Here is a 16236-nt window from a genome sequence, read left to right on the forward strand (position 1 = left end):
CATGAAACTGCTGCGCGCGCTGATCTCGAACCATCCGCTGGCCAATATCGCCTTCGTCGTGGTGCTCTTGCTCGGTCTGCTTAGCTACCTGACGATGCCGCGCGAGCAGGACCCGGAGATCAACTTCAACTGGGTGAGCATCGTCACCGCGCTGCCGGGTTCGAGTGCCGAGGAAGTCGAGCGGCTGGTGACCAACCCGCTCGAAGACGGCATCAAGGGCGTCGCCGACGTGCGCTTCGTGATCTCGACTTCGCGCGAGAATATCTCGACGATCCTGGTTCGCTTCCGCGAAATCTCCGAACGCAACTTCGACAAGCGGATGAACGATCTGCGGCGCGAAATCCAGAACAAGGCCAAGTCCGAGTTGCCACCCGAGGCCAAGGACCCGCTGGTCACCGAGATCACCACCTCGAACGGTTTTCCAACGGCGTCGATCCTGCTCGTCGGCCAGGCCGACGACGAGACGCTGCGCCTGAACGCGCGCCGCATCAAGAGCGACCTGGAGCGCATGAGCGGTGTCGATAGCGTCATCGCTTCGGGATTGCGCGACCCCGAGCTGTTGATCAGCGTCAAGCCGCAGGCGCTGGCGGCGCGCGGCCTGACCAGCAGCGACGTCGCCGACAGTGTCCGCGACTGGTACCGCGACGTTTCCGGCGGCACGCTGAAGGGGCACGGCAGCGCCTGGTCAGTCAGCGTCAAGGGCGTGCTCACCGACCCCGAATCGCTGGCGACGCTGCCGGTGATGTCGTCGTCACGGCCCGGCGTCTCGGCGCGACTCGACGAGGTGGCGGGAATCGAACGCGCGCGTGCGCCGGCGACGCAGTATTCGGCGACCGACGGCCGCGACGCCATCTCGCTGTCGATCAACAAGAAGGCGGGCAGCAATACGCTTGAACTGGTCGACCGTCTGCGCGCCTTTATCGCCGACGAGAACGCGGTGCTCGCCACCAGTGGCCTGCAGCTGTCCCTGGCCGACGACCAAACGATTCCGACTCGCGAAGCGATCAGCGTCATGCAGACCAACGCCCTCTACGGGGTGATCATGGTGCTGCTGGTGTGCTGGCTGTTTCTCGGTGGCAAGATCGGCTTGCTGGTTTCGCTGGGGATCCCGTTTTCCCTGCTCGGCACTTTCGCCCTGCTGTCGGCGATGGGGCACACGGTCAATGTTTCGGTGCTGCTCGGCGTGGTCATCGCGCTCGGTCTGCTGGTCGACGACGCGGTGGTCATCGTCGAAGCGGCCTACTACCGTATCGAACGCGGCCAGCAGGCCTTGCCGGCCAGCCTCGACGCGATCGGCGAAGTCTGGGCGCCGGTGCTGGCGTCGGTGGCGACGACCATGGCGGCCTTCCTGCCGCTGATGCTGTTGCCGGGAATCGTCGGCAAGTTCATGTTCATCATCCCCTTCGTGGTCACCCTGGCCTTGCTGATCTCGCTACTCGAAGCCTTCTGGATGATGCCGGTGCACATCGTCGCTAGCAGAATGAGTCTGGAGCAGCCGTCGCGCCTGCAACGCTGGCGCAACCGCTTCAATCGCCGTATTCGCCTGCGCTACGGGCAAGCGCTGGCGTACACGCTGCGGCGGCCGAAGCGCTTTGCGGCCTTGGTGCTGGCGACGCTGATCGCTGCCGGGGCGTTGGTCGCGACCGGTGTAATTCGTGTCCAGTTCTTCGCTTTCGACCCGATACGAATCATCTATGTGAACGTCGACATGCCGGCGACGGCGACGCTGGAAGAGACCCTGGCCGAAACCAGCGCCGTCGAACAAGTGGTGCGCAGCCAGCTCGCGGGCGTCGGGCCGGGCGGCGAGGCGCGTTCGGTCTATAGCAACGCCGGCGTCAAGTTCACCGACACCGAACCGCTCTACGGCGACCCCTACGGGCAGGTCATCGTCTCGCTCAATCCCTTGGTCAAGGGCGCACGCGGCGTCAACGACGCGGTCGAGGCGATGCGCGCCCGCGTCGAAGCCGTGCCGGGCGTCGGACGCAAGAGCTTCTCGGTGCTCTCGGGCGGGCCGCCGGCCGGCAAGGCGATCAGCGTCAAGGTGCGTGGCGACGACTTCGACAAACTGCAGGCCGCCGCCGATGCGCTCAAGGAAATTACCGCCGCGATCCCCGGCGCGCGCGATGTCCAGGACGACAAGGTTGCCGGTCGCCCGCAACTGAACCTGAAGCTCGACCGCGACGCCTTGCGCAAAGCCGGCCTGAACGCCGCGCAGCTGGCCCGGCAGGTGCGTATCGCGATCGACGGCGAGGTCCTTACCTTCACCCGCGACGAAGGCGACAAGCTCGAGCTGCGCGTGCGCTCGGAGCGCACCAGACGCCTCGACCCGGCGACCTTCCTGAACGAGCCGATAGCCTTGCCGGATGGCCAGATCAGCCGCCTCGGCGCCTTCGTCGAAGACGAGGTCACGCCCGGCCGCGGCTTCATCCGCCACTACAATCTGCGGCGCACGATCACTGTCGAAGCCAGCCTCGACAAGACGCTTACCGACACCGCCGCGGCCAACGCGATGATCGCCAACGAATGGGACAAGATTCGCGCCGCGCATCCGGGCGTCAGCCTCGATTTCTCCGGTGAGCTGGAGGATATCGAGGAAAGCCTCGATGCGATGAAGATGCTCTTCCTGCTCGGCGTCGGCCTGATCTACCTGATTCTCGCCGCGCAGTTTGCCAGCTACTGGCAACCGCTGATGATCCTGGTGACCGTGCCGCTGGCCTTTACCGGCGTCGCCTTCGGGCTGGCTCTATCGGGCAACCCGCTGTCGCTGTACACGCTCTACGGGGTGATCGCGCTGACCGGCATCGGCGTCAACTCGGCGATCGTCCTGATCGACGCCGCCAATGACCGCCGCCGGCGCGGCATGAGCAGCATGCACGCGCTGATCCTGGCGGCGCGCCGACGCGTTGTGCCGATCCTGATCACCACCACGACGACCATTGGCGGCCTGTTCTCGCTGGCCTTCGGCATCGGCGGCAAGAGTCTGTTGTGGGGGCCAGTGGCTTCGAGCATCGTCTGGGGGCTGCTGTTCTCGACGGCGCTGACGCTGTTCGCCGTGCCGCTGCTCTATCTGGCTTTCATGCGCGAACGCCAGCGGCGGCAGCAATGAGCCATGCGCGACTGATCGCACGCACGGCGAGCGGCCGCTGCCGGCGACATGCAGCTCCGTCAGTTTCGTGTATCGGCCCGGGACTGGCACAATGTACCCGGCCGGGGCCGCTTGCGGCGTCGCCCGAGCGCTGAGCAGACGAGCACCCTGCCCCCCATCACACCGCATTACCACCCGCTTGCAGGACCCCATGAAAATCGCCAGCTGGAACGTTAACTCACTGAAAGTCCGTCTGCCGCAGCTGCTCGACTGGCTCGCCGGGCAGCAACCCGACGTCGTCTGTTTGCAGGAAACCAAGCTTGACGACCCTTTCTTCCCACGCCAGGAAATCGAGGCCGCCGGCTACCACGTCGCTTTCGCCGGACAGAAGACATACAACGGCGTCGCCCTGCTGGCACGCCTGCCGCTGACCGACGTCGTCGCCGGCAATCCGCATTACCCGGACGCGCAACAGCGCTTGCTGGCGGCGACTGTCGGCGGGCTGTGCGTGATCTGCGCCTATGTGCCGAACGGCCAGGCGGTCGGCAGCGACAAGTACGCCTACAAGCTCGACTGGCTGGCGGCGCTGAACAAGTGGCTGGGCGAGCGACTGGCGGCCAATCCGCGGCTGGTGTTGGCTGGCGATTTCAACATCGCCCCCGACGACCGCGACGTTCATGACCCGCTGGCCTGGGCCGACCAGATCCTCTGTTCTCCGGCCGAGCGCGCAGCTTTCCAGAGTCTCCTCGGGCTCGGTCTGAAAGACAGTTTTCGCCTCTTCGAACAGCCCGAAAAAACCTTTTCGTGGTGGGACTACCGAATGCTCGGCTTCCAGAAGAACCGTGGGCTGCGCATCGACCACATCCTGCTCTCCGAAGCGCTCGCCGGGCGGTGCACGGCAGCCGGCGTCGAGCGCTCGCTGCGCAAACTCGAACGGCCGTCCGATCACGCGCCGGTGACCGCCGAAATCACTGAACTCAGCGAACTCGCCGACTGATGGCCAGCGACCCCAACACCCTGCCGCCGTCGCTGCTAACGCTGTACCCGGCACTGCGCTCGCTGCCGCTCGCGCAACTCGCCGCCTTGTGCCCGGCAAGCGCCCTGCGCCAGGTGCCGGCGGGCGCGCAGCTGTTCAGCGAACGACAGGACTGTCTGGGATTCCCCTTGCTGCTCGCCGGCACGATCAAGGTCGTGAAAAGCACCGCCAGCGGCCGCGAGATGCTGCTTTATCGCGTCGAGCCGGGCGGCTCGTGCATCATCAGTTCGAGCTGCCTGCTCGGCCACACGCCGTACACCGCACGTGGCGTCGCCGAAACGCCGCTGTCGCTGCTGGTCCTGCCGACCGCGGCGTTCGCCATCCTGGTCGCCGAAAACGCGCTGTTCCGCGACTTCGTCTTCCACCTCTTCGCCGAACGCATCGCCGAACTGATGCAACTCGTCGAGGAAGTCGCCTTCCATCGTCTCGACCAGCGCCTGGCCAAGCTGCTGCTCGCCCGGGGCGAAGCGATCCACAGCACGCACCAGGCGCTGGCCGAAGAACTCGGCAGCGTCCGCGAGATCGTCAGCCGCCTGCTCAAGGGTTTCGCCGTGCAGGGCCTGGTCAGGCTTGGCCGCGAGCAGATCATGATCGTCGACCGCCCTGGCCTGCAGGAACTGGCGGCGAGCAATCGCTGACCGGCAGCGGCGCGCCACTGTGTGACCGCGGTTACAGACGCCGACCCGCCGCGCCGGCTACTCTGGCCCCGTCATCAACCACAAGGCACGGAGCACATCATGAAAACCAACGTCGGCGGCATCGACAAAATCCTGCGCATCGTCGTCGGTATCGCACTGATCACCCTGGCCGCCATCGGCGTCATCGGCGTCTGGGGCTGGATCGGCGTCGTACCGCTACTGACCGGCCTGTTCGGCGTCTGCCCAGCCTACAGCCTGCTCGGCGCGAATACCTGCCCGATCAAGAAGAGCGCCTGAGCGGCACGCTGGCGCGCCCCTGCGCGGCCTCCTCTGCGTCGCCTCTGCGTCGTTCGTTGCCAGCACGGCGGGCCATCGCGGCACGCCGCTTTCATGGCCGGCTGTTGGCCAGGCGCACGTAGTCGTCGACCGACAGCTCCTCGGCGCGGACCGTCGGCGAAACGCCGAGAGCCGCCAGTTGCTCGTCGTTGAGCAGGCTCTTGAGACTATTACGCACCATCTTGCGGCGCTGGCCAAAAGCCAGCGCGACCAGCGTCGACAGGTATTTTTCGTCGACTGCCAACAACTCCTCCGGCCGACGCGGAATCAGCCGGACCATCGCCGAGTACACCCGCGGCGCCGGATTAAAGGCTTCGGGCGGCACCTCGAATAGCTGCTCGATGACGAAGCGGTATTGCAGCATCACCGACAGGCGGCCAAAGTCGCCGCTTCCCGGCGCGGCGACCATCCGCTCGACGACCTCGCGTTGCAGCATGAAATGCATGTCACGGATGCAACAGCCAAAACTGGCGAGATGAAAGAGCAGCGGCGTCGAGATGTTGTAGGGCAGATTGCCAACGACGCGCAGGCCGCTCGCCGCATCCTCGGCCAGGATCGCGAAATCGAAGTTCAGGGCGTCACCGGCGTGCACCGTCAACCGGTCCGATGAATAGCGTTGCTGGAGCCTGGCGACGATATCGCGGTCGATCTCGACGACCTGCAGATGGTCGAGCCGGCGCAGCAGCGGATCGGTCAAGGCGCCGAGGCCAGGGCCAATCTCGACCAGCCGATCGTCGCGTTGCACGGCCAGCTGATCGATGATCGCGGCGATGACGTGTTGGTCTACCAGGAAGTTTTGCCCGAAGCGCTTGCGGGCGACGTGCGCACTCATTTATTGGCGGACGCCCGCAAGCAGGCCTTCACCACCTGCCGCCGGCCCGCTGTGCCATCTCGATGGCCTGCTCGACGGCGACCACCAGACTGCCTGCGTCAGCGTCGCCGCTACCCGCCAATTCGAGCGCCGTCCCGTGATCGACCGACGTGCGAATGATCGGCAAGCCGAGCGTGACGTTGATGCCTTGACCGAAGCTGGCGTACTTGAGCGCCGTCAGCCCCTGATCGTGGTACATCGCGACGACACAGTCGCCGCGCGCCAGGACCGGTGGCGAGAACATGGTGTCGGCCGGCAACGGCCCGATCAGCGTCATCGCGCCTTCGGCGCGCAGTTTTTCGAGCACCGGGGCGATCACTTCGATCTCTTCGCGACCTAGGTAGCCGCCCTCGCCGGCGTGCGGATTGAGACCGGCGACGAGAATCCGCGGGTTGGCGATCCCGTACTTCTGCGCCATCTCGGCATGCACGATGCGCAGCGTCTCCTCGACCGCGCTGGCGGTCACCGCGCCCGGCACCTCGCGCAGCGGCAGATGGATGGTCACCAGCGCCACCCGCAGGCCGCCGCCGGCGAGCATCATCACCACGCGTGGTGTTGCCGTCGCCGCCGCGAGGTACTCGGTGTGGCCGGTGAACGGAATGCCGGCATCGTTGATCACGCCCTTATGGACCGGCGCCGTGACCATCGCCGCGAACTCGCCACGCAGACAACCGGCCAGCGCGCGGTCGAGCAGCGCCAGCACGTACGGCGAATTCGCCGGCTCGAGGCGACCGGGCTGCGCGCTGACGCGCAGCGGCAGGTGCAGGACGTCGAGCGCACCGGCTTGCGGCGGCAGCGCCGGCTGCCAGTCACGCAAAAGCACGGGCAACTGCAGCGCCGCGGCCCGTTCGGCCAATAGCGAACGATCGGCGAGGACAACAATGCGTGCCGGCAAGCGCGCGGCCAGCGAGCGATCAGCCAGCCGCAGGCAGATCTCCGGGCCAATGCCGGCGGGTTCGCCGGTGGTGACGGCAATCGTCGGCAAGCCGGTGAGCTCGCTCAACGCTCCTCCAGGCGAAGCTCGACATAGGCTCGGTCGCGCGTCTGGCGCAACCAGTCCTGGTAAGCCTCGTCACGTTTGCGGTCGCGCAGCGTCTGCCGCGCCGCGGAGCGCTGGCGCTCATTCGAGACATCCTGGACGCGACGCTCGAGCACTTCGATCAGGTGAAAACCAAACGGCGACTGAACGGGTTGACTGACCTCGCCGGGAGCCAGGAGATTCATCGCCCGCTCGAACTCGGGAACCGTATCCCCGGGGTAAATCCAGCCCAGATCGCCGCCCTTTGACGCCGAACCGTCCTGCGAGAACAGCCTGGCCAACTCGGCAAACTTCTCGCCGTATTTGATCCGTTCGCGCAGACCCTCGAGCGTGTGCCGAGCTTCGGATTCTGATACCAGTTCGTTGACCTTGATCAGGATGTGTCTGGCGTGCGTCTGCTGCACCGCTGGCAGCGCGCCGCCTCCCCGCTTGCCGAGCAGCTTGACCAAATGGAAACCGTTCGAGCTGCGCAAGACCGGCGATACCTCGCCGACCTTCAGCGTCACAACGACTTCGGCAAACATCGCCGGCATGCGCGGCAACGAACGCCAGCCGAGATCGCCGCCTTTCAGACCGTCCGGCGCGTCCGAATAGGCGGCCGCCAGTTGCGCAAAATCCTCGCCTTTCCGCAAACGGTCGACGACCTGATCGGTCTTGGCGCGGAGTTGCTGGATCTGCTCCGGACTCGCCGACTCCGGCGCCCGCAGCAGAATGTGCGCGACCTGATACTCCTCACCGGCATCGCCCTGCCCGGCCGCGCCGGCGAGGTAATTGTCGATTTCTCCTTCGGAGATGAAGATACGGCTATCGACTTCGCGCTCACGCAGGCGAGCGATCGTCATCTCGGAGCGAATCTCCTCACGAAAGCTGGCAAAGGCGATGCCATCTTTTTCAAGAGCGGCACGAAACTGCGGCAAGGTCAGCTTGTTGTTGGCGGCGATTCGCTGCAGCGCCTGGTCGAGCTGCGCGTCGTCGACGCGTAAACCGATCTCGCGCGCGAACTGCAATTGCACCTTGTCGGTCACCAGCCGTTCGAGCATCTGGTTTTCGAGAACCGCACGCGGCGGCAATGTGGTGCCCTGTCGCTGCAACTGCGCCAACGCCGAGTCGAGGCGCGAGCGCAACTCGTAAAGCGTAATCACTTCGTCATTGACTACGGCAACGATGCGGTCGGCGGCGACCGGTTGGCGCGATGCCGCGGGCGAGGTCTGCGCCGCCGCCAGCCCGATCAGGCAAGCGGACACGAGCAGCGCGCGAAATAGAATCATCATGGGCAAGCCTATTGTTCGGCCAGGGCTGAGTCGGTCATCGGGTGATTGGCGACTCCGTAGCCTGAAATCTGGCGCCGGAGGAGATCCAGCGGATTCGAGCCGATCCGCGCGAAGTCGTTCAACTCCAGCTGTACGAAAGTGGTGGTGGTCGAGTTCGCCTCGGTCGTTTGCAGGCGATGGCCAACCACGCGCACCACCCAGCAACCCGCGTTGTACTGCAGGCCACCGATGATTTCGATCGGCTGGTTCTGCAGAAACGAGTAGTTGTAGCGACCGACCGCCTGCCAGCGACCGTCGATCGGCCACTGACCGGAAATGTCGATCTGCTTGATCGGAGTGGCCGCCTGCGTGTTGTAACTGTACGAGGCGTTGAGCAGTTTGCCGGCTTCGGGGAAATAACGCGCGCCCATCGAGTAGCGCTGGAATTCCTGATCATTGACGGTATATTCCAGCGCCGCGTCGGCGTACACGCGCGGCAAGATCTGGCCGGTGAAGCCCGCCAGCAAGTCGGATTTATTCCACTGACGGGTGGTCGTTCCGGGCAGCGCCACCTTGTCGTCGGTGAAGTACAGGCGCTGGCCGAGCATCCCGCGCATGATCTCGCCTCCGGTTGATGGGTCGATCAGGCGAGAAGACACGGCGGCGGTCAACTGGTTGGCATTATTGATACGGTCCCAGCCGGAAAACTGGTTGTCGGCAAAGATCTGCGCGAAGTTGAAGTCCGCCTGCGCCGAGTCGAAGACCGGGATATCGTTCTGGTTCTTGTAGGGAATATTCAGGTAGTAGAGTCGCGGCTCCAGCGTTTGCGTGTAGTCACGACCGAACCAGTTGCTCGGCCGTTCGAAAGTCATCCCCGAATCAAGGCTGAAGATCGGCAGGCTGCGATTGATCGAACTGCGTTCATTGCTCACCGAAACCGGATACGACAAGGCGTATTGCGTGACGTTCACGCCCAGCCGCGGCGTCACATACCACCCCGGCGTCACATAAGGCAGAGATATCTGCGGTTGCAGAACCGTCCGCTGGCCTTCGACCTTGAGCGAATCGGGATGAACAAAATAGGTGTATTGCCCGAAGAAAGAGCTATCGGTCGCGAACAGGTCGGGCTGCCGGGCGTTCACGGTAACCTGTGGCAACAGGCGGTAGGGCGGCGTGACCGGATTCTGGGGGTCGGGCTGCAGCGTCTGGAAAGACTGCAGATTGACGCTCGCATTCCACCAGCCGCCACCACTGTAGGTCAGCAGCCCCTGTTCCAGGAGCTGCGTCTCGGAGGTCTTGGTAATCTGGCTCGACAAGTCCGTGTAGTATTTGTTGTCCGAAACCCGGTTGTAATTGATCGCGCCGGAGAAACCGTTGGCCGTCTGCTGATTGTGCGTCAGCGACACGCCCCAGCGGTCGATGCCGGCCTTCTGGTCGTTGGGAAGATACTCGAGTCGCGCCCTGCTCGTATAGATGCCGCCAAAAGCCTCGTTCAAGTAGCGCACGTCGGTGCCGATTTCGACGCCACGTCGGCTGAGAATTCGCGGTTCGAAAGTCGCGTCCATGTTCGGCGCGATATTCCAGTAGTACGGCAGCGTGAACTCGATACCGTTATCACTGCTTGAACCGTAGGTCGGCCTGAGAAAACCCGATTTGCGCTGGTTGTTGAGCGAGAACGACATCCACGGCGAATAGAGAATCGGCACGCCGAGAAAGTGCACCGTCCCGTCAGTACCGGTACCGACCTGGTTATCGAAGTCGAGTTTGAGGTCGTCGACGCTGAGGAACCAGTCGTCATTACCGGGCTTGCACGTGGTGTAGGTCGCCGCGCGCATGCGGATCTGGTTTTCGCCTTCGAAATCGATGCGCTCGGCGTCACCACGCCCCTCGGTGGCCTCTTTCGAAGCGCTATCTTCATACTTCATGACGGTCTGTCCGGGCGCGATGCCGAGCGAGCGCGGCGCGGCAAAACCGCTGGTGAACTCGCTGCTCGGCGTGCTGCTCGGCGCCGCGGCGGCCCGCGGCGGTCGTTTGATGAAATACGAAGCGTCGTCGAAGAAACCAAACTTGTCTTCGAGCCGCATCCGCATCCTGGTCCCGGAAATCACGTCGTTGTCCTGCTGGAAGCGAACGCCGCCGACGGCTTCGACCTCGTCGTCCACTGGCCAATAGGTCATTCGATCGGCAGTCAAGACCTTGCCAGCCTGGCGCAATTCCGCATCGTCCTCGGCGATCACCTCGCGGTCGACGAAGAGGCCAAGAGATTAAGTGGAGCGTGAGCAAGAAACGGGCATGCAAGAGGATGAGGGAAGTAGGAGGATGAAAGAGGTAGTAGTAGAGGAAGTCGAAGCTGAAGGCGCGATAGGGAAGGCGAATAGAAAGCGGGAGAAAGAAGAACCAGTTGGGAGGAAAGAACAGCGAGAAGAAAGAAGGAGAAGAAAAGAAAGGAAGAGAGTAGAAAGTGGAAGCCGGACCGCGGGGATAGGTCGGAAAGAGTAACGGTGCGGGAGATGAAGAAGAAGGAAAGGAAAGGAGGAGTGACGGGTAGCGGCGTAGAGGTTGTGTCGGGCAGCCGATGTCCTTGTAGAGATCGGGCGGTGCGGGAGGCGCAAACTGGCCAAAGCGTGGCGGAGATGGGGACCGGGAAGTACACGGAGGGGTGCCGGCTCGAGGCGAACTCTATCACTTCTTCACCCGCGTCCCTGCGATCATCCTGAGCCTCTCCTCCCCGCACTTCCTGCTCCATCCCACCTCACTTTTTTAGCTTCCTTTAGGCCCCCGCGCTTTTGCGATGACACACGCGATTACTCGCAGGCCCTGGTGTGTTTTTTTCTCACCGTTCCGTCTGATGAGTTTCTCAGATACGGCACCTTCTGCGGGGTCATTGTGGTCTCTTTTTTTTTCTAGTACGTCCTATCATGTTCAGGGTTGTGTCGCCTGGTGGGTGCATCCGATAGTTAAGTGCGTCGCTTGTGTACCGAGCCGCTTATTCTATGCGGCTTCGGGTCACCTCCACTTCCAGTTAGATAACCGTCCCAGGCGCTTGGTGTTCCTTCCCGCCTTTGGGGCCCGCTTCTTTTTTTTGTTCTTGCCCGCTCTTTTTTATTTGAATCCTGCACCCTTTGCCCGGTCGTTTATGTGGTTGTACAGCAGAGCTCGCCGGGACAGTCTTTGTACGCCAGCTAATCTGATGTCAAGAGAACATGCAACTTGTCCGCGCCCCTTCTCTGCCTAAGTATGGACCATTTCTTCGCCGACTTGTACTCCGGTCATCCGTGTGCGTGTCTTTAAAGTTGCTTGGGCTTCCCTTTGACAAGACCCCTGTTTTTGGTGTCCCGTGTGTTCTTCGTCTCTCCGGTATTAGATTGTTCTTTGGTTGGGCCAGTCACACCCGACTGCTGGTTTGCCCCGCACTTTTATGTATGCCCCATCAATTTTACGCAGCCGGAGTTGCCCCTAGTCTGTTATCCCTGTCCGGTAACTGTCCTTGGTTTGCCGTATGTCTCTTCCTGTGTTCACAACGTTAATTGGCGAATTTCCTTACCGGTGAAGTTCTTCCTTTTTGATGACCCCCAGTCCTTTTTCCAGCCACCGACCTACTACTAGCTTCCTACTTATCCTCTCTTTGTTAGATTCTCCTTGATCGCCGTTTTGATTCAAGCTTTTCTGAGCCAGTGTGTTATCCCCTACCGTGTCCAGAGGTTGCTAGTTACTTTTGTCCCCACCCCCTTCTTTGTTTTTTTTTTTCGCACACCCATCGCGCTTTTCAGGACGCCGGAGCTACATGTACCGAAACGGTCCCTCGCAGACAACTCCCGATCTGTAGAGGGTTTTTTTCCTGGGCTCCCGACCTCGGCGCACGACCTAACTCTGAGTGCTATTCGTATGTCGGCGCAGCCGGCGCCCGCTCCGCACGCGCCTGTACCCGCGACGCCAATCAGGCACTGATCGCCATCCAGCTCGCCAGCCGCGCCGGCGTCCTGCCCGACTATGATCACCGCCTGCTCAGTCGCGAGCTGGCGCTGTTTCCCGAATGGTATCTGGCACGCCACCTCGGACTGACTCTCGACGATCGCCAGCAGACGACCTTGCAGACCGCTTTTGCGGCGATCCTGGCCAACAATCTGAGCCAGACCAGGGTCTTCGTCCATCGAGATTACCACTCGCGCAACCTGATGGTCGTTGGTGACACTTCGCCGGCCTTTCCGGCCAACCCCGGCGTGCTCGATTTTCAGGATGCGGTTTACGGGCCGCTGACCTACGACCTGGTCTCGCTTTACCGCGACGCGTACATCGACTGGCCGGAAGAACAGGAACTGGACTTCGTGATCCGCTACTGGGACGCGGCGCGCCAGGCCGGACTGCCGGTGCACGCCGACTTTCACGACTTCTACCGCGACTACGAATGGATGGGTGCGCAGCGCCAGCTCAAGGTGCTCGGGATATTCGCCCGCCTGTGCCACCGTGACGGCAAGGAGAATTACCTGGCCGACATGCCGCGCGTGCTGCACTATTTGCGCCGGACCTGCCAGCGCTACGGCGAACTGCGGCCGCTGGCGCGCCTGCTCGACACGGTCGACGACCAGCCAGCGGTCGCCGGCTATACCTTCTGATGAAAGCGATGATCCTCGCCGCCGGCCGCGGCGAACGCCTGCGACCGCTCACCGACCAAACGCCCAAGCCGCTGCTCTGCGCCGGTGGCCAGCCGCTGATCGTCTGGCACCTGCAGCGCCTGGCCGCCGCCGGCTGGCTCGAGGTGGTGATCAACCTCGCGCATCTGGGCGAACAGATCGAGGCCGCACTGGGCGATGGCAGCGCCTTTGGCCTGCACATCGCCTACTCGCCGGAACCCGCCGGCGCGCTGGAAACCGCTGGCGGCATCGCCGCGGCGCTGCCGCTGCTCGGCGACCAACCTTTCCTGGCGATCAATGGCGACGTCTGGTGCGACTGGGACCTTGCCGACGCCCGCCGCATCGCGCAGGCCGCCGATCAGCGCCGTTGCCATTTGCTGCTGGTCGACAACCCGGCGCACCATCGCGGTGGCGACTTCGTCCTTGACGGTGAACTGCTGCGGCACGCCGGCGCCAACGCCAATGGCACCCTGACCTACGCCGGCATTGGCGTATTCTGGCCCGAGTTCTTTGCCGGGCTGGCCGTCGGCGTGCGCATGAAATTGCGGCCACTGCTTGACGACGGCATCAGCCGCGGCATCGTCACCGGCCAACGACACGGCGGCCACTGGACCGACGTCGGCACCACCGAACGTCTCGCCGAACTTGACATGGAGCTTGCCCGCGCCCAATGACTCAGCAGCCCTACGCCCAGCGTCGCCAGCAGCTACTCGAACGCCTCGGTGACGGCGTCGCCGTGCTGGCGACGGCACCCGAGCGCTTGCGCAACCGCGACTCGCATTACCCCTATCGTTTTGACAGCTACTTCTGGTACCTCAGCGGCTTCCCCGAACCCGACGCGGTGATCGTTCTGGTCGGCGGCCGCGAGCCTCGGTCACTGCTTTTTTGCCGTGAGAAGAACGAGGAGCGCGAGACCTGGGACGGCTTCCGCTACGGACCCGAAGCCGCGGCCAAGGCCTTCGGCTTCAGCGAAGCGCATTCGATCGCCAGCCTCGAACAGCAACTGCCCGAGCTGCTCGCCAATCGCGGCGCCGTGTGGCATTCGCTCGGCCACGACGCCGCCGCAGACCAGCGCATCGCCAACGCCTTGAATACCATCCGTCAGCAGAGCCGCAGTGGCACCCGCGCGCCGGGCGAGATCCGTGATCTGCGCGGCGTCCTCGACGAGATGCGCCTGGTCAAGGATGAACACGAAATCGCGAGCATGCGCCGTGCCGCCGACATCGCTTCGGCCGGCCATAGCGGCGCCATGCGCGCCTGCCGGCCGGGCATGGCCGAATACGAACTCGAAGCGGAACTCGGCTACGAGTTCCGCCGCCGCGGCGCCGACGGCCACGCCTACACGCCGATCGTCGCCGGTGGCGCCAACGCCTGCATTCTGCACTACGTCGAAAACAACAAGCTGCTGGGCGGTCACTCACTGGTGCTGATCGACGCCGGCTGCGAAGTCGCCGGCTACGCTTCCGACATTACCCGCACCTTTCCGGTGAACGGCCGCTTCAGCGCTGAGCAGCGTGAAGTCTACGAAATCGTCCTGGCGGCGCAAGACGCGGCAATTGCCGCGGTTCGCCCGGGGGCTTCGTTCGCCGACTATCACCACGCCGCGCTGCGCGTCCTTGTGCAGGGACTGATCGACCTCAAACTGATTAGCGGCAGCGTCGACGGCGCCGTCGACAGCGAGGCCTACAAGCCCTGGTACATGCACCGTACCGGCCACTGGCTGGGCCTCGACGTCCATGATGCGGGCGAGTACAAGACCGGCACCGGCGACGATGACTGGGTCAGACTGCGTCCCGGGATGACGCTGACCGTCGAACCAGGCCTCTACTTCCGCCCCGGCGGCGACGTTCCCGGGCATCTGCATGGCATCGGCGTGCGTATCGAGGACGACGTTCTGGTCACCGCCGCGGGCTGCACGGTCTACACCAACGCGCCGAAAACGGTCGCCGAGATCGAGGAAGTGATGCGCCATGACTGAGCCGATCGACGGCGTGGACCAGGTAGACGTCGCCATCGTCGGTGCCGGCCCGGTCGGCATGACGCTGGCGCTGGCGCTGGCCGGTGGCCCGCTTCGCGTGTTGCTGATCGACAGCCGCCGACGCGGCGCCTGGGCCGCTGACCCGCGCGCGCTGGCCCTGTCGCAGGGAACCCGGCAACTTCTCGAACGCCTCGGCGCGTGGAACGTAGACGCGGGCACGGCGATCGACAGCATTCACGTCTCGCAGCGCGGCGGCTTCGGCCGAACGCTGATCGACACGCGTGACTACGACCTGCCGGCACTCGGCTACGTGATGCGCTACCGCGACCTGGCGGCCGCCCTTGATGCGCGCATCGACAGGGTGCCGCTGCTGGACAACAGCACTGTCGTCGAACTCGCGAACGGCGCCGAGGCGACCGAGATCGTGCTGTCCAGCGACGGCGCCAAACGTCGCGTCGCGGCGCGGCTGCTGGTGCACGCCGAAGGAACTCCCGGCAACGATCCCGACGTACGCGTCTGCGACTATCGGCAACACGCCGTCGTCGCCGAGGTCCGACCCGTCGCCGGACACGCTCGACGCGCCTGGGAGCGCTTCACTCCCGACGGCCCGCTGGCGCTGTTACCCCTCGGCCAGGACTACTCGCTGGTCTTTACAGTACCACCCGAGCGCGCCGCACAATTGCTGGCGCTCGACGAGCAGCGATTTCTTGCGGCGCTGCGCGCGCAGTTTGGCAGTCGCCTCGATTTCGCCAGCTGCGGCGCGCGCGCCAGCTTCCCGCTGGCGCTGCGCGTGCGCCGGAAACTCAGCGCCCCGCGACAGGTGTGGATTGGCAATGCCGCGCAAAGCCTGCATCCGGTTTCCGGCCAGGGCTTCAACCTCGGCTTGCGCGACGCCTGGGAACTGGCCGAAAAACTGCTCGCCAACGGTGCTGGCGACCCTGGCGACGCAGCCCTACTGGCGTCCTACGCGCGCGCCCGGCGCCTCGACCGCGGCGGCAGCATCGCTTTCACCGATGGCATCGTGCGGCTCTTTGCCAACGACCTGGCGCCGCTGCGGATCGCCCGCGGCGTCGGCCTGCTGGCCCTTGAGGTCTTGCCGCCGCTGCGTCACTTCGTCGCCAAACGGATGATCTGGGGAGCCAGGGCCTGGCCTTAATGTGAAAGCGCGTACGCGACTCACGAATCTCCCTTCTCCCCACTGCGGGAGAAGGGCCGGAGAAGAGGGGGCGGTCATGACGTTCATGATCTGGTGTATGGCAACATGTCATGACCGTTAGACACGCAGCCAAGCCCGGCAAGCCGCTCGCCACAGTTCGCTTTTCCAAACGATTCAGCTAGACTCCGTCGCTTCGCGAATCCTTGCCTCCAGCCC

The 16236-nt window shown here is 64.0% G+C and carries 13 protein-coding genes; 9 read left to right on the forward strand and 4 right to left on the reverse strand.

Going from position 1 to position 16236, the window contains the following annotated elements; genetic code table 11:
- The first annotated feature begins 1 nt into the window (after nt 1).
- The 4 genes from QZ656_RS04005 to QZ656_RS04020 all read left to right on the forward strand — a co-directional run bounded on the left by QZ656_RS04005 (nt 2) and on the right by QZ656_RS04020 (nt 5056).
- Entirely contained in the window at nt 2-3106 is a 3105-nt protein-coding gene (locus QZ656_RS04005) for an efflux RND transporter permease subunit (RefSeq protein ID WP_291992177.1), read from the forward strand.
- A gap of 190 nt (nt 3107-3296) precedes the next feature.
- On the forward strand, nt 3297-4082 hold the full coding sequence (xth, locus tag QZ656_RS04010; RefSeq protein ID WP_291992178.1) for an exodeoxyribonuclease III: 786 nt from the start codon (nt 3297-3299) through the stop codon (nt 4080-4082).
- Nucleotides 4082-4759, forward strand: coding sequence for a Crp/Fnr family transcriptional regulator (locus tag QZ656_RS04015; RefSeq protein ID WP_291992179.1), 678 nt, complete (start codon nt 4082-4084; stop codon nt 4757-4759). The genes xth and QZ656_RS04015 overlap by 1 nt, the downstream gene beginning before the upstream one ends.
- Nucleotides 4760-4858: 99 nt before the next feature.
- A complete protein-coding gene (locus QZ656_RS04020) occupies nt 4859-5056 on the forward strand; it encodes a DUF2892 domain-containing protein (RefSeq protein WP_291992180.1) in 198 nt (65 codons plus the stop codon).
- A 91-nt stretch (nt 5057-5147) separates the two neighbouring features.
- On the opposite strand, the gene rsmA is transcribed toward QZ656_RS04020, so the two are convergent.
- From rsmA to QZ656_RS04040, 4 genes are read right to left on the reverse strand one after another with little or no spacing between them, the layout of a single operon-like run.
- Nucleotides 5148-5927: a 16S rRNA (adenine(1518)-N(6)/adenine(1519)-N(6))-dimethyltransferase RsmA gene (gene rsmA / locus QZ656_RS04025; protein WP_291992181.1), complete on the reverse strand. Its 780-nt coding sequence runs from the start codon at nt 5925-5927 to the stop codon at nt 5148-5150.
- Nucleotides 5928-5955: 28 nt separating this feature from the next.
- Complete coding sequence (pdxA, locus tag QZ656_RS04030; protein ID WP_291992182.1) at nt 5956-6969, reverse strand: 4-hydroxythreonine-4-phosphate dehydrogenase PdxA; 1014 nt, start codon at nt 6967-6969, stop codon at nt 5956-5958.
- Nucleotides 6966-8276, reverse strand: a complete 1311-nt coding sequence (locus QZ656_RS04035) for a peptidylprolyl isomerase (RefSeq protein WP_291992183.1) — start codon at nt 8274-8276, stop codon at nt 6966-6968. The genes pdxA and QZ656_RS04035 overlap by 4 nt, the downstream gene beginning before the upstream one ends.
- 8 nt (nt 8277-8284) lie before the next feature.
- Nucleotides 8285-10447 (reverse strand): LPS-assembly protein LptD, encoded by a 2163-nt coding sequence (locus QZ656_RS04040; RefSeq protein ID WP_291992184.1) that lies wholly within the window; start codon nt 10445-10447, stop codon nt 8285-8287.
- Nucleotides 10448-10547: 100 nt separating this feature from the next.
- On the opposite strand from QZ656_RS04040, the gene QZ656_RS04045 reads away from it, so the two are divergent.
- From QZ656_RS04045 to QZ656_RS04065, 5 genes are all read left to right on the forward strand, one after another.
- On the forward strand, nt 10548-10754 hold the full coding sequence (locus tag QZ656_RS04045; RefSeq protein WP_291992185.1) for a hypothetical protein: 207 nt from the start codon (nt 10548-10550) through the stop codon (nt 10752-10754).
- Nucleotides 10755-11929: 1175 nt separating this feature from the next.
- A complete protein-coding gene (locus tag QZ656_RS04050; protein ID WP_366522095.1) occupies nt 11930-12868 on the forward strand; it encodes a phosphotransferase in 939 nt (312 codons plus the stop codon).
- Nucleotides 12868-13560, forward strand: coding sequence for an N-acetylmuramate alpha-1-phosphate uridylyltransferase MurU (murU, locus tag QZ656_RS04055; RefSeq protein WP_291992186.1), 693 nt, complete (start codon nt 12868-12870; stop codon nt 13558-13560). Before QZ656_RS04050 ends, murU begins: the two co-directional genes overlap by 1 nt.
- On the forward strand, nt 13557-14864 hold the full coding sequence (locus QZ656_RS04060; RefSeq protein ID WP_291992187.1) for an aminopeptidase P N-terminal domain-containing protein: 1308 nt from the start codon (nt 13557-13559) through the stop codon (nt 14862-14864). The genes murU and QZ656_RS04060 overlap by 4 nt, the downstream gene beginning before the upstream one ends.
- Entirely contained in the window at nt 14857-16020 is a 1164-nt protein-coding gene (locus QZ656_RS04065) for an FAD-dependent monooxygenase (protein ID WP_291992188.1), read from the forward strand. The genes QZ656_RS04060 and QZ656_RS04065 overlap by 8 nt, the downstream gene beginning before the upstream one ends.
- Nucleotides 16021-16236: the final 216 nt, after the last annotated feature.

Origin of the sequence: Candidatus Accumulibacter sp. ACC003, from assembly GCF_907163085.1 — a bacterium.
In the GTDB taxonomy this organism is placed as follows: Bacteria; Pseudomonadota; Gammaproteobacteria; order Burkholderiales; family Rhodocyclaceae; genus Accumulibacter.